Annotated in this window: 26 protein-coding genes and 2 pseudogenes; 9 read left to right on the top strand and 19 right to left on the bottom strand. The window is 42.2% G+C overall.

All coding sequences use genetic code 11. From position 1 onward, the window contains the following. Positions 1-31: 31 nt before the first annotated feature. From AC2VOY_RS01970 to AC2VOY_RS01950, 5 genes are all read right to left on the bottom strand, one after another. Positions 32-1015 (bottom strand): AAA family ATPase, encoded by a 984-nt coding sequence (locus tag AC2VOY_RS01970; RefSeq protein WP_491831964.1) that lies wholly within the window; start codon positions 1013-1015, stop codon positions 32-34. A gap of 234 nt (positions 1016-1249) precedes the next feature. Next, complete coding sequence (locus AC2VOY_RS01965; protein WP_491831963.1) at positions 1250-2548, bottom strand: anaerobic sulfatase maturase; 1299 nt, start codon at positions 2546-2548, stop codon at positions 1250-1252. A gap of 108 nt (positions 2549-2656) precedes the next feature. Further along, positions 2657-4183: an arylsulfatase gene (locus tag AC2VOY_RS01960; RefSeq protein WP_491831962.1), complete on the bottom strand. Its 1527-nt coding sequence runs from the start codon at positions 4181-4183 to the stop codon at positions 2657-2659. Between the two features lie 355 nt (positions 4184-4538). Then, complete coding sequence (locus AC2VOY_RS01955) at positions 4539-5543, bottom strand: HAD family hydrolase (RefSeq protein ID WP_491831961.1); 1005 nt, start codon at positions 5541-5543, stop codon at positions 4539-4541. A gap of 148 nt (positions 5544-5691) precedes the next feature. Continuing rightward, positions 5692-8079: a YgiQ family radical SAM protein gene (locus AC2VOY_RS01950; RefSeq protein WP_491831960.1), complete on the bottom strand. Its 2388-nt coding sequence runs from the start codon at positions 8077-8079 to the stop codon at positions 5692-5694. Positions 8080-8292: 213 nt separating this feature from the next. Here AC2VOY_RS01950 and AC2VOY_RS01945 point away from each other — a divergent pair, with 213 nt between their 5' ends. The 3 genes from AC2VOY_RS01945 (at position 8293) to AC2VOY_RS01935 (ending at position 9803) form a co-directional block, all read left to right on the top strand. Then, positions 8293-8640, top strand: coding sequence for a DUF4112 domain-containing protein (locus AC2VOY_RS01945; RefSeq protein ID WP_491831959.1), 348 nt, complete (start codon positions 8293-8295; stop codon positions 8638-8640). Positions 8641-8714: 74 nt separating this feature from the next. Next, positions 8715-9401 carry an HI_1241 family integral membrane domain gene (locus AC2VOY_RS01940; protein ID WP_491831958.1) on the top strand — a complete coding sequence of 229 codons (687 nt, stop codon included), beginning with the start codon at positions 8715-8717 and terminating at the stop codon, positions 9399-9401. Positions 9402-9608: 207 nt separating this feature from the next. Continuing rightward, positions 9609-9803, top strand: a complete 195-nt coding sequence (locus AC2VOY_RS01935; protein ID WP_491831957.1) for a DUF4250 domain-containing protein — start codon at positions 9609-9611, stop codon at positions 9801-9803. 109 nt (positions 9804-9912) lie between these two features. Here the strand turns inward: AC2VOY_RS01935 and AC2VOY_RS01930 are convergent, their stop codons facing one another. Then, positions 9913-10839, bottom strand: a complete 927-nt coding sequence (locus tag AC2VOY_RS01930; RefSeq protein WP_491831956.1) for a LysR substrate-binding domain-containing protein — start codon at positions 10837-10839, stop codon at positions 9913-9915. Between the two features lie 245 nt (positions 10840-11084). Here AC2VOY_RS01930 and AC2VOY_RS01925 point away from each other — a divergent pair. Next, positions 11085-11189 (top strand): annotated as a pseudogene (locus AC2VOY_RS01925) (hypothetical protein); the annotation flags it as partial. A gap of 1 nt (position 11190) precedes the next feature. Continuing rightward, a pseudogene (locus AC2VOY_RS01920) lies at positions 11191-11328 on the top strand (hypothetical protein); the annotation flags it as partial. A gap of 93 nt (positions 11329-11421) precedes the next feature. On the opposite strand, the gene AC2VOY_RS01915 reads toward AC2VOY_RS01920, so the two are convergent. From AC2VOY_RS01915 to AC2VOY_RS01895, 5 genes are all read right to left on the bottom strand, one after another. Then, the gene (locus AC2VOY_RS01915) at positions 11422-11877 is read right to left on the bottom strand and encodes a GNAT family N-acetyltransferase (RefSeq protein WP_491832981.1); all 456 of its coding nucleotides are present in this window, start codon (positions 11875-11877) and stop codon (positions 11422-11424) included. A 37-nt stretch (positions 11878-11914) separates the two neighbouring features. Then, positions 11915-12514, bottom strand: coding sequence for a pentapeptide repeat-containing protein (locus AC2VOY_RS01910; protein WP_491831955.1), 600 nt, complete (start codon positions 12512-12514; stop codon positions 11915-11917). A 9-nt stretch (positions 12515-12523) separates the two neighbouring features. Next, entirely contained in the window at positions 12524-13315 is a 792-nt protein-coding gene (locus AC2VOY_RS01905; protein ID WP_491831954.1) for a PhzF family phenazine biosynthesis protein, read from the bottom strand. Between the two features lie 265 nt (positions 13316-13580). Continuing rightward, entirely contained in the window at positions 13581-14054 is a 474-nt protein-coding gene (locus AC2VOY_RS01900) for an ASCH domain-containing protein (RefSeq protein WP_491831953.1), read from the bottom strand. A 140-nt stretch (positions 14055-14194) separates the two neighbouring features. Then, positions 14195-14518: an antibiotic biosynthesis monooxygenase family protein gene (locus AC2VOY_RS01895; RefSeq protein WP_491831952.1), complete on the bottom strand. Its 324-nt coding sequence runs from the start codon at positions 14516-14518 to the stop codon at positions 14195-14197. Between the two features lie 226 nt (positions 14519-14744). Between AC2VOY_RS01895 and AC2VOY_RS01890 the strand changes: the two genes are divergently transcribed. Further along, positions 14745-15029, top strand: coding sequence for a type II toxin-antitoxin system RelB/DinJ family antitoxin (locus AC2VOY_RS01890; protein WP_491831951.1), 285 nt, complete (start codon positions 14745-14747; stop codon positions 15027-15029). Beyond that, the gene (locus AC2VOY_RS01885) at positions 15026-15304 is read left to right on the top strand and encodes a type II toxin-antitoxin system RelE/ParE family toxin (RefSeq protein ID WP_491831950.1); all 279 of its coding nucleotides are present in this window, start codon (positions 15026-15028) and stop codon (positions 15302-15304) included. Before AC2VOY_RS01890 ends, AC2VOY_RS01885 begins: the two co-directional genes overlap by 4 nt. A 238-nt stretch (positions 15305-15542) precedes the next feature. Here the strand turns inward: AC2VOY_RS01885 and AC2VOY_RS01880 are convergent, their stop codons facing one another. The 3 genes from AC2VOY_RS01880 to AC2VOY_RS01870 all read right to left on the bottom strand — a co-directional run bounded on the left by AC2VOY_RS01880 (position 15543) and on the right by AC2VOY_RS01870 (position 17514). Then, on the bottom strand, positions 15543-16019 hold the full coding sequence (locus AC2VOY_RS01880) for a GNAT family N-acetyltransferase (RefSeq protein WP_491831949.1): 477 nt from the start codon (positions 16017-16019) through the stop codon (positions 15543-15545). A 201-nt stretch (positions 16020-16220) separates the two neighbouring features. Beyond that, the gene (locus AC2VOY_RS01875; protein ID WP_491831948.1) at positions 16221-16988 is read right to left on the bottom strand and encodes a GNAT family N-acetyltransferase; all 768 of its coding nucleotides are present in this window, start codon (positions 16986-16988) and stop codon (positions 16221-16223) included. A gap of 73 nt (positions 16989-17061) precedes the next feature. Next, a complete protein-coding gene (locus AC2VOY_RS01870) occupies positions 17062-17514 on the bottom strand; it encodes an META domain-containing protein (RefSeq protein WP_491831947.1) in 453 nt (150 codons plus the stop codon). Between the two features lie 182 nt (positions 17515-17696). Here AC2VOY_RS01870 and AC2VOY_RS01865 point away from each other — a divergent pair, with 182 nt between their 5' ends. Beyond that, positions 17697-17960, top strand: coding sequence for a DUF1289 domain-containing protein (locus AC2VOY_RS01865; protein ID WP_491831946.1), 264 nt, complete (start codon positions 17697-17699; stop codon positions 17958-17960). Here AC2VOY_RS01865 and AC2VOY_RS01860 read toward each other — a convergent pair. The 4 genes from AC2VOY_RS01860 to radD all read right to left on the bottom strand — a co-directional run bounded on the left by AC2VOY_RS01860 (position 17938) and on the right by radD (position 22733). Continuing rightward, positions 17938-19350, bottom strand: a complete 1413-nt coding sequence (locus AC2VOY_RS01860) for an ATP-binding protein (RefSeq protein WP_491831945.1) — start codon at positions 19348-19350, stop codon at positions 17938-17940. The genes AC2VOY_RS01865 and AC2VOY_RS01860 overlap by 23 nt on opposite strands. Positions 19351-19359: 9 nt before the next feature. Then, positions 19360-20016, bottom strand: a complete 657-nt coding sequence (locus AC2VOY_RS01855; protein WP_491831944.1) for a response regulator — start codon at positions 20014-20016, stop codon at positions 19360-19362. 326 nt (positions 20017-20342) lie between these two features. Beyond that, the gene (gene rplY, locus AC2VOY_RS01850; protein ID WP_491831943.1) at positions 20343-20627 is read right to left on the bottom strand and encodes a 50S ribosomal protein L25; all 285 of its coding nucleotides are present in this window, start codon (positions 20625-20627) and stop codon (positions 20343-20345) included. Positions 20628-20978: 351 nt separating this feature from the next. Continuing rightward, positions 20979-22733 carry a DNA repair helicase RadD gene (gene radD / locus AC2VOY_RS01845; protein WP_491831942.1) on the bottom strand — a complete coding sequence of 585 codons (1755 nt, stop codon included), beginning with the start codon at positions 22731-22733 and terminating at the stop codon, positions 20979-20981. A gap of 147 nt (positions 22734-22880) precedes the next feature. Here radD and AC2VOY_RS01840 point away from each other — a divergent pair, with 147 nt between their 5' ends. Further along, entirely contained in the window at positions 22881-23495 is a 615-nt protein-coding gene (locus tag AC2VOY_RS01840; RefSeq protein ID WP_491831941.1) for an HAD family hydrolase, read from the top strand. A gap of 121 nt (positions 23496-23616) precedes the next feature. Here AC2VOY_RS01840 and asnS read toward each other — a convergent pair whose 3' ends face one another. After that, positions 23617-25020, bottom strand: coding sequence for an asparagine--tRNA ligase (gene asnS / locus AC2VOY_RS01835; RefSeq protein WP_491831940.1), 1404 nt, complete (start codon positions 25018-25020; stop codon positions 23617-23619). Positions 25021-25127 lie beyond the last annotated feature (107 nt).

Below are 25127 nucleotides of genomic sequence, written 5' to 3'. Positions count from 1 at the left end.
GCCTCACTTAACAGGGTGAACCAAGAAGGGCTTAGCCGATCACAACGTGATCAAGTAATTGATTCACCACATCTTGGTGGGTTACACCATTGGCAAGGGCGTTATAGCTTAAGTTTAAACGGTGACCGAGCACAGACATTGCAATTTCACGCACATCATCAGGTTTCACATGATCACGGCCAGAAAGCCAAGCATTGGCGCGGGCACATTTATCAATCGCAATTGACGCACGTGGGCTTGAGCCAACTTCAATCCAATTAGCAAGATCTGAATCAGGGTAACGCTCAGGGTGACGGGTTGCCATCACGAGTGCAACGATATATTGCTCAACTACTTCAGAGACATGAATCTGGGTGATTTCACGACGCGCTTGCAGCACCACACTTGGATCGATTTTCTCGATGCTGTCTTGTTTCGCTTTCATCTCTTCCGTGTTTTCTTCTGAGCGCACTAAGCGGATGATATCGAGCTCAGCCTCATCGGTTGGGTAATCCACAATTACTTTGAGCATGAAGCGGTCAACTTGCGCTTCTGGCAGCGGGTAAGTCCCTTCTTGCTCAATCGGGTTTTGAGTCGCAAGGACCATAAATGGAACAGGCAGTTCACGGCTAGAGTCGCCGACTGTGACTGTGCCTTCAGCCATAGCTTCAAGCAGGGCTGCCTGCACTTTAGCTGGTGCACGGTTGATTTCATCAGCTAGTAGAATATTGTTGAAAATTGGGCCACCTTGGAAAGTAAGCAGCGGCTTGCCATCGACTTCTTGGTAAACTTCGGTGCCGGTAATATCAGATGGAAGCAAATCAGGAGTGAACTGAACACGTCCAAAGCTGGTTTGCATTGCATTGGCAAGGGCTTTGACTGAACGGGTTTTTGCAGTGCCAGGTAAGCCTTCAAGGAGAACGTGACCATTGGTGAGAAGGCCAATCACAATCGATTTAGCCACATGAGATTGGCCCACAACAGATTGATCAATGATAGTAAGCAGTTGGTTGATGGTTTCTTGCGTCTGGTTCAATGTGATTTCCTCTCATGGGAGCAATAAGTATTTTAATATTAAGAGATTAGCTCTTTAATTCAAGGGATTTCTGGGTTATTTCAACCATAATCATTAAGCGCTAATTTAATCTGCTGCTATTTTATGTTTGATTGATAACTATGAAAGTTTTATTTCAGAAATATTACAATGCAAAAATGAATCAAAAAAAAGCAAAGGCGCAGGGCTCTTTGCTTTATTTAAGTCTATCCTTGCTTAATTACCTTGGCGTTTAAGCAAGGTCGCAAGGCCGACTAAAATTGGCGAGGCATAGGTATAAAACTTATGCAGGCCAACACATAAATAGTTGAGGCCAACTTCACCATCTGGGGTGCGGATCAAACGGTTTTTCGGACACTCGCCCCAGCAAAGTTTTAAGTGATCACATTTTAGGCAATGCTCTGGCAAGCTGTCACGTTTTGACATCCCAAAGGCTTCTTGACGGGTCGAGAAAACTAAGTGATTGAGCTTGTCTTTGTTGATGTTGCCCAGTTTATATTCAGGGTAAACATAGTGATCGCACGAGTAAATTTCGCCATCATGTTCCATCGCAAGGCCCTTGCCACAAAACTCAGCGGTCACGCAAAGCTGTGATGGGTAACCCATAGTTTGGGCAACAGCTGTTTCAAATAAGTTGACCAAGACGCGGCCTAAGTCGTTGTTAATCCACTCTTCAAACACAGCAATTAGGAAGTCACCCCATTCATCAGGGTCAACCGACCAATCGGTTACCACAGACATAGGGTGGCCAGGTTTAGCTAAGTCCTCGCCACGTTTTGGCAACATGCTGTCATTCCAAAATTGTGGCGCTGTGGTTTTAAACTCAGAAGGCTCCACACATGGGGTGAACTGGATATACGTTGCGCCTAACTCTTGGGTTAAAAAGCGATAAACTTCAAGTGGATATTTCGCGTTATAGCGGTTAATTACAGCGAGAGCGTTAAAGCTGACGCCGTATTTTTTAAGACGCTCAGCTGCAGCCATTACAAGGTGGTGGGTTGGTTTGCCACTACGGGTGACGCGATATTTATCATGCAGATGCGCCGGACCGTCGATCGATAGACCAACTAAGAAATTGTTTTCTTTTAAGAACTCGCACCATTCGTCATTTAAAAGGATGCCGTTGGTTTGCAAGTCATTATTGATTTTTACATTTGCAGGTTGGTGTTTTTTCTCAAGCTCGACAATCTTTTTGAAATAGTCAAGGCCAAGTAACGTCGGTTCGCCGCCTTGCCATGAGAAGGTGATTTCTTCACCGTCTTGATTCTCAATATAGCTCTTAATGAAGTTTTCCAGCGTTTCATCATCCATTTTCGGCTGCTTTGGCTGGTGTAAGAGGTTTTCTTTGTGCAGGTAAAAACAATATTGACAATCAATGTTACATTTTGAGCCGCCAGGCTTTGCCATCACATGAAAACGGCGCGTATATGCAGGGTTATCGCTAAGATCTTTTTCAGCAGTTGCAAGCGGCACAATATCAAGAAGGGTCGTTTCGTTTGCGTGGACTTTTTTCATGAGGCACTCATATATTTGTAGAGAATTAATAATTTAAAAAAATGGTGCATAGGCAACCTAAAAAGATTGTACTACACACCACTTATTAAGGCTTATATTAACCTAATCTTATTTTACTTCAACAGTAAAGCTTGCTGGTTCCATTCGAGGTGGGAAATCCTTGAATGTTTGAATCATCTTCATCGCTTCTGGCGCAGCAATACCTGAAAGTAGGAATTGACGCTCATACTGCCATGGACCATAGAAGTCAGACGTGTCGCCACGCTCGAATGGGTCCATTTTCAGGTCAAATAGTTTAGGCACACGTAGTTTAGTGAACGGACGTTCCCAAACATCCCAACCTGTTTCGTGCTCTTGGATCGCGAAGTGGAATTTCCAACGACCTTTACGCATTGCAAGTAGGTCACCATCATCAGACCAGTAGAAGAATTCGTCACGAGGACCTTTATCTGTCTCACCAGTTAGAAGAGGAAGCATGTTATAACCGTCTAGGTGAACTTTATATTCTTTACCTTGAGCAGTTGTGCCTTTAAGTAGGTCTTCTTTAACAGTTGTGTTACCAGCTGCTGCTAGAAGTGTAGGGAACCAGTCTTCACCCGCAACGATGTCGTTGATAACTGTTCCTGGTTTGATGTGTCCAGGCCAGCGGATCATAGCTGGAACGCGGAAACCGCCTTCCCAACCAGTGTTCTTCTCAGAGCGGAATGGTGTCATACCCGCATCCGGCCAAGACATGATCATAGGACCGTTATCTGTGGTGTAAAGAACGATTGTGTTGTCAGCAATTTTTAGTTCGTCTAGTTTATCAAGAATACGTTTAACTTGATCATCATGCTCGATCATGCCGTCAGCGTAATCACCTAGACCAGTTTTGCCTTTCCACTTGTCAGCGATATGCGTTTTGTTATGCATACGTGTTGTGTTGATCCAAGTGAAGAAAGGTTTGTCAGCTTTCACTTCACGATCGATGAAGTCAAATGCTGCGCCAAGGAATTCGTTATCAACAGTTTCCATACGCTTACGAGTTAGAGGACCTGTATCCTCAACTTTGCCGTCTGCTGTTGATTTGATAACACCACGAGGGCCGAATTTCTTAGTAAATTCAGGATCTTTTGGCCAGTCAACGTTTTCTGGTTGCTCTTCAGCATTTAGGTGATAAAGGTTACCAAAGAATTCATCAAAACCGTGGTTAGTCGGTAGATATTCGTCACGGTCACCTAAGTGGTTTTTACCAAATTGACCTGTTGCATAACCAAGATCTTTAAGCATTACAGCCATTGTTGGATCTTTTTCACTGATACCAAATGGTGCGCCAGGTACACCTACTTTAGATAGACCTGTACGTTTTGGCATTTGACCTGTGATGAATGCAGAACGACCAGCGGTTGAGCTTTGTTGTGCATAATAGTCAGTGAATTTAGCACCTTCGTTTGCGATACGATCGATGTTAGGTGTTTTATAACCCATCATGCCTTCGCTGTATGTGCTAAGGTTCCAGTAACCAATATCATCACCAAAGATAACAACGATGTTTGGTTTATCTGCAGCGTGCGCTGCAACAGATGCTGCGCCTAAAGCTAGTGTACACGCATTTAGCGTTAGCTTTTTCATTGCGCTTTTATTCTTGAGCTTCATAGATTCTCCGAAATAGATTCCACTTTATTATAGGTAATGCACAAAACATATAAATACTAGATTTGAAAGCTAGGTAATAATTAATATGCCATATTATTATAGGGGGTTTGGATTGAATCACAATATCAAATCAAATGATTTTGACAAAAACTAACTTACACAAGCCGTTTAACTGATATTGATCAATAAGTAGGAAAGTCTTTTTTCAACAAAGATTTAGCACTTAAGTGGATTTGTTAACATTTGGTTGTAAAATATTAAAAATCCACTCAGTGCTTGATTGTAGACTTAAATAATTAAGTTTTATTTAAGTTATTTTGAAGATGGAAATATCTGTGAAGTATAATGATTATTATTATTTATTTAGCTGCGGATAAATAACCTTCCAGTCTTGTTTCATATCCACAACTGTCCAACCATTCTTCTTCGCTTCAACTAGGCCTTCTTCTAATGCGCCAACATCAGAGTCTTTATCATACGCCCATTCACGCTCAGCGTCGGTGTGATGCACATATAATCCAAAGCGCGCGCCATCACCTTGAGTGGTGTATTGGAGCATTTGCAAGTCACCATCTGAATTACCAAACGCGGCAACAGGGCGGCGACCAATATGTTGGTGGATGCCTGTTACTTTTTCAATTTTGTCGTCGATAAAACTAAGCTTAGGATCGCGATTCACCACGAGCTTACCATCTTTTTCTATGATACTCGTTTGAATGCGACTGCCGACAACTTGTTCAGGTGGGATGCCATATACTTCTTCAGTAAAGGCGCGCATAAAGTCGATCCCGCCACCTGACACGATGAAGGTTTTGTAGTCGTTATCACGCAAATAATCTAATAGCTCTAACATAGGTTGATAGATCATTTGAGAATAGAGACGACCTGTGGTTGGATGCTTGGCCGTTTTAATCCAATCTTTCACATTTTGTTGGAAGTCTTCTTGGCTGATGTTTGAATGTGTCGCATAGACAATTTTAAACAGTGCTTCTTCACCACCAGCAAGTGCGCCTTTTAGGTCATCTTTTAAGATTGACGCAAAAGGTTCAGTGGTTTTCCATTCTGGATGCTGATCAGCCGTTTTTTTGATTTGGTCAATCGCAAACAGAAGTTGGAAGTAAGCAGGTTTTTCTGACCAAAGGGTGCCATCGTTATCAAAGGTTGCGATACGGCTTGGAATAGGAATAAAGTCAGAAGAGTCTTTGTCAGTGGTTTTTTCAACAAATTCGATGATAGAGGTTTTAGCTGCGCCATCATTCCACGATGGCAGGGGATCGGCGGCAAAGCTTGAGAAGCTTGCGGCAACAAGAGATGCACAAAGTAGTGGCTTTAAACTTTTGTGTAGATATGTGTTCATCATATATCCTTATTTTAATGAAAATAATAAGTTAGCGAAGCTTTTTACTCTTTGAGGATATACTTAAACAGGGTTATATGCGAGAAAAAATAAATGCCACTTAGGTTATAAGCGGCATTCATAGTGGTTTTATTAAGAGATAAGCTTAAAGCTAGCGTGACAAGTTAGGCTGTCTGCGTCCATTTGGCTTTTTGTTTTGAGCAGGCTTATTTGGCTGGCCGTTTTGGCTCGCTTTTTGGCCACGGCTTGCACCGCTTGGCTTTTTGCCATTTTGCGGCTTTTCTTTGCGCACATCTGGCTGGCCTGAACCATTTTTAGCTGTAAACTCAGTATGCTTGGTAGCAAACTTTTGCTTTTGGCCGGATTGCTTTTGGTTTGAGCCTCTTGGCGAGGATTGACGCTTGCCTTGTCCTGTACCATTTTTTTGTTGCCCAAAGCGGTTTGCGCCATGACGACCTGACTTGCGGCGTTGCGCTGGGGTCAGTGCATCAATGTCTTCTTCAGGCACTAAACAATGTGGCTTATCGCCAATTAAATGCTTTTTACCCATGCTAATTAAAGCTTCACGGATGATCGGCCAGTTGGCTGGATCATGATAACGCAACAGGGATTTATGTAAGCGGCGCGCACGTTCACCTTTGGCTACCGGCACATCTTCACGCTGTTTGTATTTCACGCGTTTGAGTGGGTTGGTTTCTGAGTGATACATTGCCGTGGCGTTACACATAGGCGATGGGTAGAAGTTTTGCACCTGATCGCACTCAAAATCATTGGCTTTAAGCCAAAGCGCGAGGTTAAGCATATCTTCATCTTCAGTGCCTGGGTGGGCTGAAATGAAATATGGGATCAAATACTGCTTTTTACCTGCATCTTTTGAGTATTTCTCAAACATTTCTTTGAATTTGTCATAAGTGCCCATGCCCGGCTTCATCATTTTATCAAGCGGGGCTTTTTCAGTGTGCTCAGGGGCAATTTTTAGATAGCCGCCGACATGGTGAGTCACGAGCTCTTTCACATATTCTGGGGATTCAATTGCCAAATCATAACGCACGCCCGATGCAATCATGACCTTTTTAACGCCTTTGACTTGACGCGCTGCGCGGTATAAGTCGATGGTATGCTGGTGATCTGTATTAAGCTTGTTACAAATGCCGGGGAAGACGCAAGATGGACGACGGCAGTTTGCTTCAGCTTTTGGATCTGAGCAGCCAAGGCGATACATATTCGCGGTTGGGCCGCCAAGATCTGAGATTGTGCCAGTAAAACCTGGGACTTTGTCACGAATTTGTTCAAGCTCGTTTAAGATAGACGCTTGCGAACGGTTTTGAATAATACGGCCTTCGTGCTCAGTAATAGAGCAAAAAGAGCAGCCGCCAAAGCAGCCGCGCATAATGTTGACCGAGGTTTTGATCATCTCATACGCTGGTATCTTTGCTTTGCCATAGCTAGGGTGCGGCACACGTGCATACGGTAAATCAAACACATAGTCCATTTCTTCTGTGGTCAATGGAATCGGCGCTTGGTTCACCCAAAGCTCACGGTCGCCATGTTTTTGCACCAAAGCACGCCCAGAATATGGGTTAGTTTCAAGATGCATCACGCGACTAGCATGCGCATATAAAATTCTATCGTTGCGTAGTTTTTCAAAAGAAGGCAAACGCACAGCAGTATTGGCTGCGTCATGGCGAGATGGACGCACATGAATTGGCTGCGCCACTTGTACGCTAGCTTTTTCTGCAGCTTCGTTTTCTTGGCAGTTTTCTTCGGTTTGATACGGGTTTTGCGCCACAAAAGGCTTGCCTGGCTTTTCGATCCGTGACGAGTCCACAACTGTATAGCCGTCAGGCACTTGCGCTAGGTTAACCGCGGTGCCGCGAATACGTGTCATGTTTTCAAGAGGCTCTTGGTTGGCAATGCGGTGCGCCACTTCAACCAGTGCACGCTCAGCGTTACCGAAAAGTAAAATATCTGCTTTGGCATCAAATAAAACCGAACGACGAATTTTATCTGACCAATAATCATAATGTGCAATACGGCGCAAACTTGACTCAATGCCACCTAATACAATCGGCACTTCTTTAAAGGCTTCACGGCAGCGCTGCGAATAAACTAAAACAGCACGATCTGGGCGTTTACCACCTTCATTATTTGGTGTATAAGCATCATCGTGACGCAATTTGCGATCCGACGTATAGCGGTTGATCATCGAGTCCATGTTGCCCGCGGTGATCCCAAAAAATAAATTGGGCTTGCCGAGCTTCATAAAGTCATTTTTATTGTCCCATTTTGGCTGGGCAATGATCCCGACGCGAAAGCCTTGCGCTTCTAAAAGACGGCCAATGATCGCCATGCCAAAGCTTGGATGATCCACATAAGCGTCACCTGTCACCAATACAACATCGCAAGAATCCCACCCTAGAGCGTCCATTTCTTTACGCGAGGTCGGCAAAAATGGTGCAACACCATAACATTGCGCCCAATAGGGTTGGTAATCAAAGATTTTGGTTACTTGATCTTGGAGTTTTTGGGTAAAAGACATAAGGCTCACTTGAAGGAATAAATATAGATGAAGCAGAAAACAAGGCACTTGCTTGATTTGGGCGAAAGTTTACACTGTATTTTAGCAGATAGCTAATAATAGTGTGCAAGATTTTAAAAACCGAAATAAGCTAAATCCCTTGCGTTGAAAGGGGTTTGAACCTTTTTAAATAATAAAATTGGATTTTCTTAGGCTCAATAAAGGATGAATAGAATGCAAGATACAGATTTTACTAGAAGAATGGCAAAAGTTGAGCGAATCGCCAAATGGATGGATGGCAAATTTAAGATCCCAGGAACCAATTTTAAGTTTGGTTTGGATGCATTAATTGGTTTATTGCCTGTCGCAGGGGATACGGTCAGTTTAATGCCGCAACTGTATTTGGTTTATCAAGCCGCGCGTTTAAAAGCGCCCACTGGCTTAATTATAAAAATGCTGTTTACGGTTGTCTTTGACTGGCTTGCCGGCAGTATTCCTGTGGTCGGTGATATCTATGACTTTTTCTTTAAAAGTAGCCAAAGAAACGCCGATCGCTTAAAAAAACATTTTGAGAATCTCTAACTGTATTTGGAGCTTAGGCTAAGTTTTTGCTAGACTCTGCTCCTTTACTTGACCGACACCTTACAAGGCAATCCATGTTTAGCATTTTATCTTTGAGTTTACTTCCCGCTATTTTGGGCGCATTACTTACCTTAGTGATTATCCTTAAAAAAGGCGATATTTGCCCAGGACAAAGAGGGCGCATTTATAAGCAGCTGTTAAACCTTGGGATTTTAGGACTAGTCGCAGGCTTGACCTTTTGGCCAATCGCGCTCACTGGCGTGTGTTTACTGGCTTTTTACAGCCAAGTGCGTTTAGGCAAAAAAGGCAAAACGACAGATACAGGCCCAGAATGGCTACTTTATCTCGCACTTTTGATTGCTGTAGGTTGCTGCATTTACTTAAGTTTGAATATGGGCGCTTTGTTTAGTTTCTTTATGCTTGGGGTCTTTTGCTTGCTTGGCGCAGGTCTTGCGCATGTGCTCTTAATTGCGGGTCGTACGCGCTTGCAAGCATTTCATACTTTATTGCCTGTGATTGGCGTATTGGCAACAATGGCGATTGCTGTGGTGGTGTTAGTGAAAGGTATGCAACTTGAGCCGAAAATGCTTGAGATGCTAGTGCCAGGCATTTTGGTCAATTTAGGCGCTTTATTGGTGTCGATTGTGCTCTGGGTATGGCATTTGTTTACGCGTCAAAAACCTGTCGTTTGGCCAGTGCTGGCGAGCCTTTTAATTAGCTATACGGCGCTAACAAATCTTGCGATCCTTATCGGAGTCTAACTCTAAATTCACATACATAGCTTGATTTTTGCGCTATCCTTTTAGATGTATATGTGGAAAGTTGCTGCTGCTTATACCAATACACAAAGACGCTCGAGCCATCCTTGGTCGCTATACACTTGCACATCCCTGTGCAAGTAATCTTTGTTCCATGGTATTAAGCAACATCAACTATAGGCATCGCAACAATACAAAAGGATAGTCACTATGGATTTAAGTCATGTCCAACATATGGATCCTGCCATTCTATTTGGCATCGTCAATGAAAAGCTGCGCCTAGAGTGTGGCAGCCTAGATGAATTGTCCAAAGTCTACGAAATGCAGACAGATACCTTGCAAGATAAAATGAATCAACTTGGCTTTGCTTATGATCCATTAACCAACCAATTTAAGCCCAAATAAACATCAAGCCAAAGCCATTTATATTTAAACCGCTAATACTCAATCACGCCAATGTGCTCATCAATTCACTTCCCGTTTTGCATGAGCACATGGTTTCGTGCACTTGCCGTTATCCACGCGGAGAAATTGCCTTGATCCCCTGAAGGCTAGTCTCACAATAGTGCTTCGCTTGCTTGAAAAAATCCTGAATATAAGGTTTGTCTTTATCTTCCACACGCACCGCCGCATAGAGCCTGCGCCACAAACCATCCCCTAAGCTTAAGTTTGCTAATAAATCTTGGCGATTAAATTCATACACCGCCCAACTTGGAATCGTCGCCACACCAAAACCTGCGCCCGTCATTTGCACGAGTAGCAAAGTGTTATCCACTTGACGCCATTTTTTAGGCTGTACATTGGCTGGGGCTAAAAAGTAATTCACTATGTCTAAACGCGCTTTGGGAACGGGGTAGGTGAGCAAGGTTTGATCGGCTAAATCCTTTGCGTCAATGCTTTGCTTACTTGCAAGGGGATGATCATTGGCTGTGATCAGGCGCATTTCAAAATCAAACAAAGGCGTGTAATAAACCTCATTTCTAGGCTCGATGTCAGAGGTGATGACCAAATCAAGCTGACCATTTAATAGCGCAGGCAAAGGCTCAAAATCAAAGCCTGAAATAAAGTCCAAATCCACATCTGGCCATGATCTTTGATAACTTTTTAGAGCCGGCATAATCCATTGCAAGCAGGCGTGACAATCCATGCTTAAATTCAAACGCCCGCCATGCTCACCTTTGACCAAGTTAAGTAATTGGCTCTCGGCTTGTTCAAGCTCAGGAAGGACTTTTTGCGCTAAGGCTAATAACAATTCACCTTGCGGCGTAAAGTGCACGGGTCGAGTTTTTCGGTAAAACAAGGGCTGCCCAATGCGCTGCTCAAGCTCCTTAATTTGATGAGATAAAGCCGATTGCGTCATATGCCTTGCGGTAGCGGTTGCCGCTAATGAATTGGTTTGCGCCAAACAAGAGAGAGTCTGTAAATGCTTTATTTCGATCATTATGCTTCCTTTGCAATCTAGCCGTTTAGATGTCTAAATATCCAAGTTAACAAAAAATGCGAATAAAAGCCAAGGATTACGTCTTGAATTTTTTTCATTCTCACCTCTAAAGAAGTTTGATTGTTTTTTCACCGCTTTCACTTGAATATAAAAATACAAGATAAACATCTAGATGGCTAAATGAGTAAAGCTATCAGTTTAACCAGCTAATCAATCAACTTGAGATCAGGAAGAAGGAATTAACCATGACGAAAGCACACATTTTAGGCTACCCAAGAATCGGTCAAGCACGTGAACTTAAATTTGCATTGGAAGCTTACTGGCAAGATAAAAATCAAGCGCAGTTGAAGGGCGATTGCGCTTATCCCAATTGAGCGTTTATGGGTGAATCCTGATTGTGGGTTAAAGACGCGCGGTTGGGAAGAAACCAAAGCAGCCTTGGTGAACATGGTGAAAGCGGCGGACAATGTGCGTCACCGTTATGCTTAATTTTTACTAATTCTTCCTTTCACACAAAATAATCGGGCAAGTTGCAGTGACAATTGCGGTTTGCCTTTTTATACTTTGGCTTCTTATGTTTCGCTAGGGAATATTTCGCGCAATCATCAAGACCTCATCCGCTGAATATAGATTGGCGATCACAGCTTCAACTTCAGCCCCAAGGGTGGATTTGTATAAGGCTTGGGCATGGTTATCTGCTCTTGTGGTCACCATAATATGTTTTAATACTGAGCCTTGTTTGGCGAGTTGTTGTTTGATTAATGGCAAGCTTTGGGAGATAAGGGCGCGGCCAATGCCTTGGCCTTGATGCGCAGACATCACTGCGAGTTGCTCAAGCTCCATCACGGTTTCATCACGAAAACCACTTTTTTGCGCCCAACTGATATATCCAACCACTTGCTCATCTATTTTCGCTACAAATAATAGATAGCGCGGAAAGGCATGAAAGCTTGACGCTAACCATTGCAGCGAATTTTTTTGGCGCGCAAACACGCTCTGATGAATCGCGGCAGCTTGGCTTAGCTCAGTTTCTTTTATTAAATCGATCTTCAATATGGGCTCCAAGACTTCGTCCTTAATCAACTAATTCAATTCCTAAGCTTTCAAGCAAGCTTAACGCTTCATATCTTGAGAACTTGGCCTGTTTAATATTATTTTCTAAAACGTCAATGCTATAAGCTGTTGAATCTCTAAAATCAACACCTTGCAAATTAGTGCGCATAAATAAACTATGCGTAAAGTCACACTCAGTCATGCTTGAGTGCGCAAAGTTTCCTTTACGAAAATCAACATCGTGCAATTTACATTCTTCAAAAACTAACTCATTGAGGGTGAGCCCAAAAAAAGAAGCATCATTTAAAATGCAGCGCAAAAAGCTCAGCTCAAAATCTGAGTGATAGACAGGCCAATCGGCTTTGGTCCAATCAATGCCGACTAATTTGCTGTCTTGAAAGCTTATTTCAAAGAGCCTAGTATTTGAAAAGTCAGTCAAGCTTAAGTTACAGCTTTTAAACTCGCAGTTGATAAATTTACATTGATGAAATTTAACCCCGGAGAAATCACAATCAATGAATTGGCATTCTTCAAATTCGATATCTTGATATGCCTTCGCCAAACCAGACAGCTTTTCAAAAGAGAGGTCAAAGTAGGTGTGATGAGCTTTAAAATTCGTCATGCTATTTTCCTAGACGTTGATTTTGCCTTTTAAATACAGAACGCCTTGGCCTGAAATAACAATCTTCTCGCCTAAAACACAACACTTGATGACGCCACCTCGTTTAGAAGCTTGATAAGCAAGTAAATCAGCCTTGCCTAATTTATCAGCCCAATAGGGCGCTAAACCAGCATGAATCGAACCTGTTACGGGATCTTCATCGCCGCCGTTTGCGGGCCAAAAATAACGTGAGACAAAATCATAGTGATTCGATTGCGCTGTGACGACAAGATCTAGCGGAGAAAGTTGTTTTAATTGCGCTGAGTCATACGTAACCTTTAACACTTCTTCTTCGCACGCAAAGACAGCAAAGTAGGCTTGCCTGTTTTTGAGAACCTCAACTGGCGTGTGGGAGAGTCCATCTAAAATTTGTGTCGGGATATCGCTCACAGGCGTTGGTTTTTGGTTGGGAAAGGTCATTTCAATTTCATTTTGCGTATTGTGTATGACTTTTAAATTGCCAACTTCTTGAGTGATGAACTCAATTTGTTCTTCAACAGCAAAATGATGAAACAATACATAAGCTGAGGCTAACGTTGCATGACCACAAAAATCAATTTCAGTGAGAGGGGAGAACCAGCGAATTTCATACTGGTTAGCACTGATATGTTTTATATAGGCTGTTTCTGATAAGTTATTTTCAGCGGCTATATTTTGCATTAGCGCATCGGGCAACCATTCTTGCAAGGGAATCACTGCTGCTGAGTTGCCTTTAAATTGTTGATCGGTAAACGCATCAACGACGAATATGTCTAATTCCACTCTATACACTCCATTTGAAAGCTTATACATTGTAATTGTAAGTTAACCCTTGATGATATCCTTTTCTATCGTCTAGTCAGGTATGAGTTTATAGTCTCCTCGAGCTAAAACTGATTCTGCTTTTTCTGCTACTAAGAACACATTTAAATCTTCAGCACCTAACCGGCGAATTAAGATGCGAATAAACTTACCTAATTAAAAACACAGTAAGCAGCTAACTTACTGTAAATTACTGTAGCTATGGGCGTTCAGGGTTAAATGCTGGTTATATTTTTGCTGAATATACCGTTTTGAAGTGCTCTAATACGAGTAGCATATCTTCTGATGGGCTTATATTGAGTGTTTCACACTCTTTTGAAAAGAAATCCCAATGCGCTTTTTTCCACCAACTCAGTGTCTTATCGCCTTCACCCTCTGATGCGGCAAATTCTGCTGTAACTTCGTTGTATTTGCACTTACTAACCGATGTTATTTCGACAATACAAACAGGTTCACCGTTCCAATTCGTTACGACCATTAGATGTCCTACTTTTGGCATTGTTTCACCTTGCTCGCTATACCAGATATCAAGACTACATGTAGCGGTCTTTTCACCTTTCAATATTAGATCTGCACAAGTATTTACATTGTATTCGTCAGCACAAAAGTAATCTGCGCTGAATGAGGTGTACTTTACTGCCACGTCATCGGGCAAGGAACTAAGGTATTGTTCTAAATATGACTTACTTCGTTCATCCATGATTCTAACCCTGAAATCGATTAAAAATATAACGCTTGCTTAAACGGTGAACAACAAACCTATTCACCGCTTAACACTATAATCACTGAATTTAATGTAAACCGCAGATGCCAGACTTGCGAATCCCCTTGAGCAGTTGGTTAGCACTCTGGCGCTTGAGAGGTTTGTAGATAATCATCGCTAACTTCTAATTGATAAACTGTTCTCGATTGTACTAGGCAATTTCGCATTTCTTCGCGAGCTTTGTCGTACAGTTCACCAGTTAAATTATGATCTTTTTCCCATTGCTCTCGACTCGGCCACTGTGCGTAACCCACTAAAACATTTGGCTTATCTGATGTGTGAAGTCTTGAGCCAAAACTACCGCACTTTTGATAAATTATCTTTGTGACTTCGAGCCATGCTTCTCGAAATGGCGCTTCCATCCCATCCTTTATTTCAAACTCATAGACTGCTATAAACACTTACTTTCCTCCTTGAGTGCTAACGCCTTGTTAGGAGATTTTTCTCGGCATGCTGTGAAGTCTATCATCAGAACTAACGCACCAATCCCAATCAACAGAATAATGCTCCTAGTATGAGCGCGTATTTACGTAAGAAATCTTAGCCGAAGCTGATAAATCTTCTGTTTGTTGCTCAACTTTAAATCTAGTGCTAACATTTGTACACACGCCGAATATGGAGCATATCATGGACACTAGAATTCAATTTAGAATCGATGAAGAAACTAAACGCCTTGCTCAACAAATGGCTGAAAGCCAAGGTAGAACCCTAAGTGACGCATGCCGTGAATTAACTGAACAACTCGCTGACATGCAAAGAAAAACTTTATCTCATGACTCATGGTTAACAGAACAAGTAAACATTGCTTTTGATAAATTTGACTCGGGTCAATCTGTTTTTACTAACCATGACTCAGCTAAATCTCGAATGGCAGAGCGTAAAGCTAAAATACGCAATCGAGGCAAGCTATGATTCAGTGGGAAGAAGAGTCCCTTAACGATCGTGAAAAAATCTTCGAATTTCTTTATGACTTCAATCCTGACGCTGCTGAAAAAGCAGATGACCTCATTGAAACGAGAGTCGAATCTTTATTAGAGCAACCTCTTATGGGAGTAAAGCGTGATGGCATTCGAGGACGATTACTCATTATTCCTGAGGTTTCAATGATCGTTTCCTACTCGGTACAAGGCGATATCATTCGAATAATGCGAGTTTTACATCAGAAACAAAAATTCCCTGCAAACTGATAGTATTGCCGAGCAACTAACGCTCTATACAGCATTTTGCTGCTTAACTTGCAGGCTATCGTAATATCTAATTATAGGCAATAACATAACCAACAATGCTGATTCTAAACTAGCGTCAAATTTATAATTTAATTTGAGAGCTATACCTCGACACTATCAGAATTTCGAACATTAGGTCGCAATGCTTGTTAGCGAGGTTAAATCTCAAACGAGTATTCTGCATCACCCAATTATCTTGTTATAACCGTTTTTCCATACGTAAAAGATCCCAAACCTCACCGTCGAAAGAGCGAGAGCCATTTTCACGCGATGTCACGGTAAAACCAAGAGACTCATAGCAATTTCTCGCAACTATGTTCCGTTCAAATACAGCCAATGATAGTAAGCTAGCGCTATATTTTTCTTTTGCTAATTCAACTAACTGACCAAGCATGCGTTTTGAAATACTCTTTCCGCGAAAGTTTTCTGAAACAAATACGCGGCAAATTCTAAAATGTGACGCTGAAACTTTGAATAGTTCAACATAGCCAGCGCTCTGACCTGAAACAACGAAGATAAAGGGAAACACTTGCGCTTGAGAACAGTGTTTAGAAATTTGCACTGAATCCAATGGAAACTCATAATTTGGACCACCCCATTGATAATTCAATTTATCCGAGTCGATCCAACCGATAAGCAAGTCATGATCTTCCTTTTCAAATGCTCTAAGTTCCATTGTTCCCTCTTAGGTGATAACGAAGCTGTAGGATTTCTCCATTCTTGAGAAAATACTGCAATTATTAAAAACAAATAACTATATAAAACAATTATTAAAAACAAATAACTATATAAAACAATTGGTTAAACTGGTAGTTCCTTATAAAATTACTAGGGTAGTGAAAATGCCACGCGTTGCGAAACTTTCTTGAACAGCTTGTTAGCTATTTGGTGAAGTGTACCCCGCAGTTGTCGCTACGACTTCAAAACCACGCTTTGATACGATTGGTTTACTCATATCTGAGGCATCGATTATAAGATATTTAACTCCTTTCGATTTTGCTTCAGCAATACGCTTATTGAGTAGCAAACTATAATAACCATTACCCCGAAATTCTTCGATTGTGCTTCCGCCCCAAATACCAGCAAATGGACTGCTTCCATTAAATGTTAACCAAGCAGAAGTGACGGGTTGATCGTTGACATACACTACATAAATGGACACTGAATCTGGAGAATGTTCTTTGAGACTCATTAGGTAGTTGTATTGCCAATCGAAGTTTCCACCCCAAACTTGTTCTTGAACCCTTATTGCGTCACGAATGCCTGTGCTGTCAGAAACCTCTGTGATCTGAGATTCATCAAAGGACTCAGCTATGGCCTTTGAAAGATCCAAAACCATAAATGATTCGGAGGCTTCTTTTTCAAAACCATTAGCAAGTAATACTTCGCCGATATTACTTGGTTTATCCGTACTGTACGTTTTCCACTCAAAGCACAAATTGCGCTTGTTAAAGTATACAAGTTGCTCTTTAACTATTGATTCAGTGAGGCTTTCGTCGAAGCTGAAGAATGAAATATAGCTACCATGACGGTCATTTGATACGAACTTAGTCAGATTACTATCTGTTTTCTTTACACCATTAAACGAGTTAATGCGCTTTCGTTCAAACTCATTGTACTCTCGCATTACATCCACTGTATTCATATTATCCTCGTATATAGCTAACACTCTTTAAGCAGCACTTTGCCAGCTAAAGATAAATTAGTGACAGATAGACTTAATTCATCCACTCACTTAATTTATATGTTAGCGTATGCTCATCACCTTTAAACTCAAACTCATCCTTGCTAAGCGTTACTTTTGACCAAGTCGAAAGGGTACTTGCGACCGCACGCTCAGTTGCCATCGCATTGCTGTCTGCGCACATTTTCATCGTCATGGCCATTTTATCGACTTTAAACTCGCCACTTTCTTGATCGACCATAGCTTGACCTTGGAAAGTATTGCAACCAGCAAGACCGCCTGCATACATGTTCTCGCCAATCTCTAAGTATGATATTGCTGCTTTGTTGGCAGGCTCTGGCACTTTCTCGCCATCAATTTCAGCCAGTACCCAGCGATGATGTTGCAGATCTTGCGGCGTTAAAATGGTTGGGCCCATCGCTTCGTCGACACTGCTACATGCATTTAAAATAAAAGGTAGGCTTGCAGCGAGTATTAGTTTTTTCATAAAAGAAGTCCTTTTTAATATAAAGTTAGATCTTGAAAGGTGCGCTTGAGCACTTTTACAGTAACTTAGGTGTAATTCTTAATTTAGTTAGACTATTATCTTAACCAATAGTCTCAGATTTTACAGGCATTTACAAAAGCAAGTCACGTAAAAGTAGCCAAGAATAAGGAGGAGATCGATAAATGGAGCAACTCGACTTTTTTGACGTACCCAGTCCTTGTATTGGCGTTTGCCAAATGAATGAGAAAGGATATTGCAAGGGGTGCATGCGTAATCGAGAAGAGCGATTTGAATGGATGCAATTCTCGAATACGCGCAAAAAAAATGTAATTCGTTTGTGCCAGCAGCGATATTATCGTGAGAAACTAGCGCAGCGTAAGGCCGCTGAGTCTAGCGCGCAAGTGCCGCCAGAAAACCCTCAGTTTAACTTGTTTGATGAGGACTAAAAAACCGCACTTCAAAGCAATTTCCGATTTCGGATTGATTTGGTAATAACCGCAAACTTGCCTGATGCAGTTGGGCAATATCGGCAGCAATGCTCATGCCAAGCCCCGCACCATCACCACGCTCAGAATGCCCACGATAAAACTTTTCAAAAATACGCTCGCGCACTTCAACACTAATTGCTGCGCCTGTGTCTTTGACCTGTACGACATAGTCATCATTTTCAATAAAGCTCAGGACTTCAATTTTTGCCTGCGCGCCCGCATAGCGAATCGCATTATCAATCAAGTTACTAAATAAGCTTTCAAGCAAAATAGGATCAACCAAACGGGTGGCAAGGGGATCTTGTTTGGCGCTTTCATCTAAGCTAATTTCTTGATTGTTTTTAATTGCCAGTGGCGCAAGGTAGGCAATACATTGGCCTAAAATATCTGGGATATACATAGGCTGGGCATCAATTTGTAGCTTAGATTCAACCTTGGATAAGGTGAGCATTTGAAATATTAAACGGTCGGTTCGATCAATACTAATTAATATATTGCTTAAATCTTGCTGACGCTCTGCTTCACTGTCGGCTTTCAATGCATTTTCCGCATTGAGGCGCAGCACCGCAAGTGGGGTTTTAAGCTCATGCGCAGCCGTTCGCGTAAAGCGTTTTTCACGTTGCCAAGCGGCTTCTAATTGCGCCAATAAACGGTTGAGCTCATCGACTAAAGGCGTTAATTCTTGAGTGGGTTCAGGCACCTTGATGCGATCAAGTTTGTGAATGTCGCGCTTGCTGACAGCTTTTTCCAAATCAGATAAAGGGCGCAAGAATCGGTTGATTAAAAAAATCAGCAGCGCTGTGACGATGGGAATAAAAACGAGCAATGGCACTGCTGTCGACAATGCAATCTCATTGATGAGTTCATGGCGGATTTTGGTCTTTTCGGCAGTCAGTACAGTGTAGTCTGCATCACTATCAATATTAATTTGATAATAACGCCAATATTCGCCATTTACTTCAGTTTGTCCATAGCCTTGAAAGCCTTGCTTGCCTAAAAATTCACTTGGGGCAGGGGTGGAGTGCAGAATAACTTTTCCATCTTGAACAATCTGAAAAATAATGTTTCGCTCATAAGGATGACCATACGGGCGGATTTCTTTGCTGTAGCCGTGATTATGCGATACCTGCAACTTCTCAAGGAAAGCTTCCCAGTTTTGGGTGCTAGGATCATCAAGAAGCTCTGGGGTAAACAGCGCAAAGAATTTCGCAAAACTGCTTAGCCTTGCATCATAGACTTCTTCGATCTCATGATTGGTACTATCATAAATAAAACCGGTTGTGATCAGCTCCAAAATGACAATTGCAAAGAGGCTGACTAAAATTAGTCGACGCTTAATTGAAAACACTTCATATCCTTATTTTTCAACAATGTAACCAACACCGCGAATATTTTTAATTAAGTCTTTAGGTAGTTTTTTCCTAAGATTATGAATATGAACTTCAATCGTGTTTTCTGTAACATCAAGCTCCCAACCATGCAGGGCTTGTTGCAATTGACTCTTACTCATGACTTTGCCGCAATGGGTCGCAAGAGTGGCAAAAATTTTAAATTCGCTACGGGTAAGTTTAAGCTCTTCATCTTGAATATAAACCCGATGATCAGAAAGAGAGAGTCGCACCTCACCGATATGAATATCTTCGCTGGCAAAACCGCCAACGCGACGCAATAAGACGCGCAGTCTTGCCATCAGCTCATCCAAAGAGAAGGGCTTGGTAAGATAATCATCCGCGCCAAGATCTAAACCTTTGACTAAATCACGTTTATCATCACGCGCAGTTAAAATCATGATCGGCAGCGTATGTCCATGTTGGCGAATGCGTTTGAGTACAGTAAGACCATCGATATCCGGCAAAGTAAGATCAAGAATTGCAATTGAGAAACTTTCAGTATTGACGCTAGTGATCGCTTGTTCACCAAAGGTAACCCAATCAACGGTAAAACCGCCACGGGTTAAAGAGGTGACCATAGACTGGCCAAGCATTTCGTCATCTTCAATTAATAATAGGCGCATAGTTGTGTTTTTCTTTGAATGTAAGTTTGATTATACAAAGAATAAAAAACAAAACTGAAGAAAAACTTAAGAATTTAAGAGTTGTGCAACTAATTGATGAAAAAAGAAATACACTTTAAGAATAAACAAGAGAAGATAGATAAATAGCTAAAAGAGAATCGTTGGATGATATCGTAGATAGAGGAGAGGTTTGTGGGAGCCTAAAACGGCAACAGGCCAGCGTTGGTAGCACTGGCCTGTCTAATTTTTGATGAATATCGATTGGTAAGGTCGATTTCAATCTATATGCAAAAGGGGATCATACGATCTGTTCGCTTGGTAGGCGATTAGATGCGGATGAAATCCATGTGCTCAACTTTTGGCTTAAACGCGTGACGTTGAACGTCTTGTGGTTTAACCTGAACTTCAGCACCATCAATAACAAGAGTGATTGCTTCGTAGAAAGCAGGCTTGTCCATTTGGTTGAAAACTTCGTCGTGGTTTAGTGCGATAGCAACTGGCGCTGCTTCACCACCGTAAACGATAGCTGGGAATTGACCTGCGTGACGTAGGCGGCGGCTCGCACCTTTACCTAGTTCTTTATCAGTACGTACGACTGCATTGAATTTCATAGTATTACTCTCAAATTCGAAAATTAATTATTTACATTGACTTGCGACCAGCCAATGCCTGCACTGGGTAAGTTTGTCTGATTTTAGATCAAAGCTTACGCAGCGAGCGCGGATTCTATCATTAACTGATGTGTGGGACAAGTCTAATTGTCAAAGTGGGAGAGATTTTCTAACTTGGTGCTAGCATCTCATCTACATGTGTATGTATCGACTACGCAAAGACGTTCAAGCCATCCATGGGCACTCTATTCGACACATCCATGTGTCTCAAATCTTTGCTGCGCTGATACACACACATGCAGATACTTGAACATTGCACTCAGGTATAATTTAAGCGCCATAATCTAATGGTTAAAACTCCAAACTTAACGGGCTTTGTAACTCATCCTCAAAGATTAAATCACGCAGCTTCCAAAAGCGCCCAGACTTTCTGGCAATCACAAACAAAGGTAAACGAAATCTATGTTGCTCCGCCACAACCTTAGTCGGTGAAGTCGCATCAAACGGACGATGCTTATCTGCCAAGTGCGAATTGACAAATTTTTGTAGGAAAACTTGCTTTTGCTTGGGCGTGGATAAAGACCAAAACTGATGCACCTTGGCATCGTTATCGCCCACATAAGTCACTTTTAAGTTTAATTTGCCCTTGTCATTTTTAAAAGTATCGAGCAGTAAATCACGGCACTCAAAGACCAGCGCATCTTTTAAATTCAGCGCTTCTTTGAGCTTTTTATCGGCATCGACCAAGGTAGTGTCACACTCATGGCAAACGCGCGCTGCAATGTCATTATCCGCGCCACACTCTGGGCAATATTTGGCGCGAAAGCGATAATTGCAATGTTCGCGCACGCCTTCTTCATCTTCAAAATAACCTTGGCATTTGCGCCCATAATGCTCAATCAAGAAGCCATTTGTATCTAATTTACCCCAAAAGTTATTATTAAAGCCGCAAGCAGGGCAAGGAATGGTCACTTGCTCACTGTTTGAATCTGGCGCGCTTTCGCCAATTTCAGGTTGAAATAGATCATAGCTGTTGCCAGCATAATCTAGCACTAAACACTCTGTTTTGCCCTCAGATAGACGCAAACCCCGCCCTACAATTTGTTGATATAAACTCACGGATTCGGTCGGGCGCAAAATCGCAATCAGATCCACATGCGGCGCATCAAAACCTGTCGTTAATACGGATACATTGACTAAAAATTTAATCTTTTGCGCTTTAAAATCTTCAATAATTTGCGCCCGCTCAGAGACTTTGGTTTCACCAATCACAAGGGCGGCGCTATGCCCATCAAGCAGTTGCATAATTTCTTGAGCATGGCGAACCGTGGCCGCAAAGATCATCACGCCTTTTTTATCTTTTGATTTCTCAATGATTTGGCTAACAATTTGCGGTGTGGCGCGCTTGGCGGATTCAATCACGCTATCAAGCTCAGAAGTTTTAAATTTCCCTGCAAGGCTTGGCTTTAAATGTGAGAAATCATAGCTAAGCACAGGCGCATCAATGATTTTGGCTGGGGTTAAAAAGCCTTCATCTAAAAGGTATGAAATTGGCAACTCGAAAATACAATCACGGAAAAATCTTGGCTCTTCAGATTTGACTTGCCCCTTGGTGTGATACTGATATATCCAGCCCAGACCTAAGCGGTAGGGGGTTGCGGTTAAGCCTAAAATTTTGATATTTGGGTTGGTTTGTTTTAAATGCGAGATGACTTTTTGATAGCTAGAGTCTTCATCCATCGGCACGCGGTGGCATTCATCGATGACCAAGAGTGAAAACTCATGCTCAAATACATCTAAGCTTTTGACCATAGATTGCACCGAAGCAAACACCACTTGATCACTGACTTCTTTGCGTCCAAGTCCAGCGGAGAAGATGCTCGCCTTAGGGCCATAGCTTTCATATTTAGCATGGTTTTGTTCTACCAACTCTTTTACATGAGTGAGCACCAAAACTTTGCCACGAGCAATGCGCGCAAGTTCTGCCACGACCAAGCTTTTACCCGCGCCGGTAGGCAAGACAAGTACGGCAGGATCGCTGCGTTTACGAAAATAATCAATGGTGGCGCGAACACTGTCGCTTTGATACGGGCGGAGTTTGAACATGGGGCAAATTCTAAAGATATGTATATTTAGACAGTATATGGAAGTCGGTGCTCGCTTGCAAGTCGCTTTAAATGGGCGTAGCTTAAAATAACTTGGCTAAAAATAAACCAAGTTAGCTAAATGTGCTTGGGTCGATAAGGAGAATAAATGAGCGTGCAAATTAAACATATCATCTTTGATATAGGTAATGTGATGGTGCGTTGGTCACCAGCAGAAATTTCTCGTTTAACGTTTGGTCATTCGGTTGGGGATGAGATGCTAGCACATCTGACCCATAGCCCAATTTGGAAAGCGCTAAACCTTGGTCAGTTGACAGAAAGTGAAGCCAAGCTTGCGTTTCAAAATCAACAAAATTTTTCAATGCAAGAGCTTGATGCGCTTTTCTATTATATAAAGCACACGCAAATCTTATTATTTGGCAGCCTAGAGTTATTAAAACAAGCCAAAGCGGCAGGCTATCAAGTCTATGCCTTAAGCGATAATATTCATGAAATCGTCACTTACTTAAAACAAAATTATGATTTTTGGGATTTATTTGATGGTGAAATCATCTCAGCTGATGTCGGCTATCTCAAACCATCCCCAAAAATTTATCAATGCTTATTAGAGACTTATAACTTGAATGCTGATGAATGTGTTTTTCTCGATGATGTGCAAGCCAATATAGAAGGCGCCAAAGCGCAGGGGATGCACGGGATTGTGTTTGAAAATGCGCAGCAATCAAGGCAAGCACTGAAAGCGCTCGGCGTTAATCTTGATTAATCATGCAAATCTATAAGTAAAAGAAAAGCCTGCTTATCAACGACAGCAGGCTTTATTATATTATTTAACAGCTAACAGCTAACAGCTAACAGCTATGCTTTACTCTGCAAAAGAGCGAGGCTTAGAAGTTTGCGCTACGTGGCGTACGTGGGAATGGGATCACGTCACGAACGTTCGCCATACCTGTTACATAGGTCACAAGACGCTCAAAACCAAGACCAAAGCCTGCGTGAGGCACTGTGCCATAGCGGCGAAGATCACGATACCAAGACATGTGCTCAGGATCGATGTTCATTTCACGCATACGCGCATCAAGCACATCTAAACGCTCTTCACGTTGGCTACCACCGATGATTTCACCGATGCCAGGTGCAAGTACATCCATCGCCGCTACAGTTTTGCCGTCATCGTTTAGACGCATGTAGAACGCTTTGATATCTTTTGGATAGTTCTTCACGATAACAGGCGCTTTAAAGTGCTCTTCAGCAAGATAACGCTCGTGCTCAGAAGACATATCAATGCCCCATTCCACATCAAACTCAAACTTACGGCCAGAGTCTTTAAGGATTTGGATTGCATCTGTGTAGTCCACTTGTGCAAAGTCAGAATCAACAAATTGCTCAAGGCGAGAAATTGCTTCTTTGTTGATGCGCTGCGCAAAGAACTCTAGGTCGTCACGACGCTCTTCAAGCACAGCTTTAAATACATATTTAAGCATGTCTTCAGAAAGTTTTGCCACATCATCAAGATCAGCAAATGCAACTTCAGGTTCAACCATCCAGAACTCAGCCAAGTGACGGCTAGTGTTTGAGTTTTCAGCGCGGAAGGTTGGACCAAACGTATAAACTTTGCTTAGCGCACATGCATAAGCTTCAGCATTAAGTTGGCCTGATACAGTCAGGAAAGTTTCTTTACCGAAGAAGTCTTCGTTGTAATCCACATCGCCGGCTTCAGTGCGAGGAAGGTTTGCCATATCTAGGGTTGAAACGCGGAACATTTCACCCGCACCTTCTGCATCCGATGCAGTGATAAGCGGCGCAGACATCCAGAAATAACCATTTTCATGGTAGAAACGGTGGATTGCTTGCGATAGGCAGTTACGTACACGCGCCACAGCGCCGATCACGTTTGTGCGTGGACGCAGGTGTGCCACTTCACGTAAATACTCAATTGAGTGACGCGTTTTCGCCATTGGATAAGTGTCAGCATCTTCAACCCAGCCAACAACTTTAACCTTGGTTGCTGCAAGTTCAAAATCTTGACCTTTCGCAGGAGATTCAACAATCTTACCCGTTACTTCAACAGAGCAGCCTGTTGTTAGTTTTAAAACTTCGTCTTGGTAATTATTCAACTCATTAGGAACCACGGCCTGAATCGGGTCAAAACAAGAGCCGTCGTAAATGGCAAGAAAAGAGATCCCAGCTTTGGAATCACGACGAGAGCGGATCCAGCCGCGTACAGTTACTTCACTGTCAACAGCTAGTTTACCGCCAAGAACGTCTGTTACAGGCGCGTAAGTTGTCATGGTTAAATCATTCTCCGTGAATAGATATAAAAATAAGTCTCCCATATTACCTGTCAAATACAAGGCTTCAAGTATTTATCAGCATTTGCTTTAAAATTTATGCCAAA

Source organism: Vibrio sp. KMM 9700 (assembly GCF_058545285.1).
Note: the sequence above shows the minus strand (reverse complement) of the source record. Positions and strands in the feature narration are given on the sequence as shown.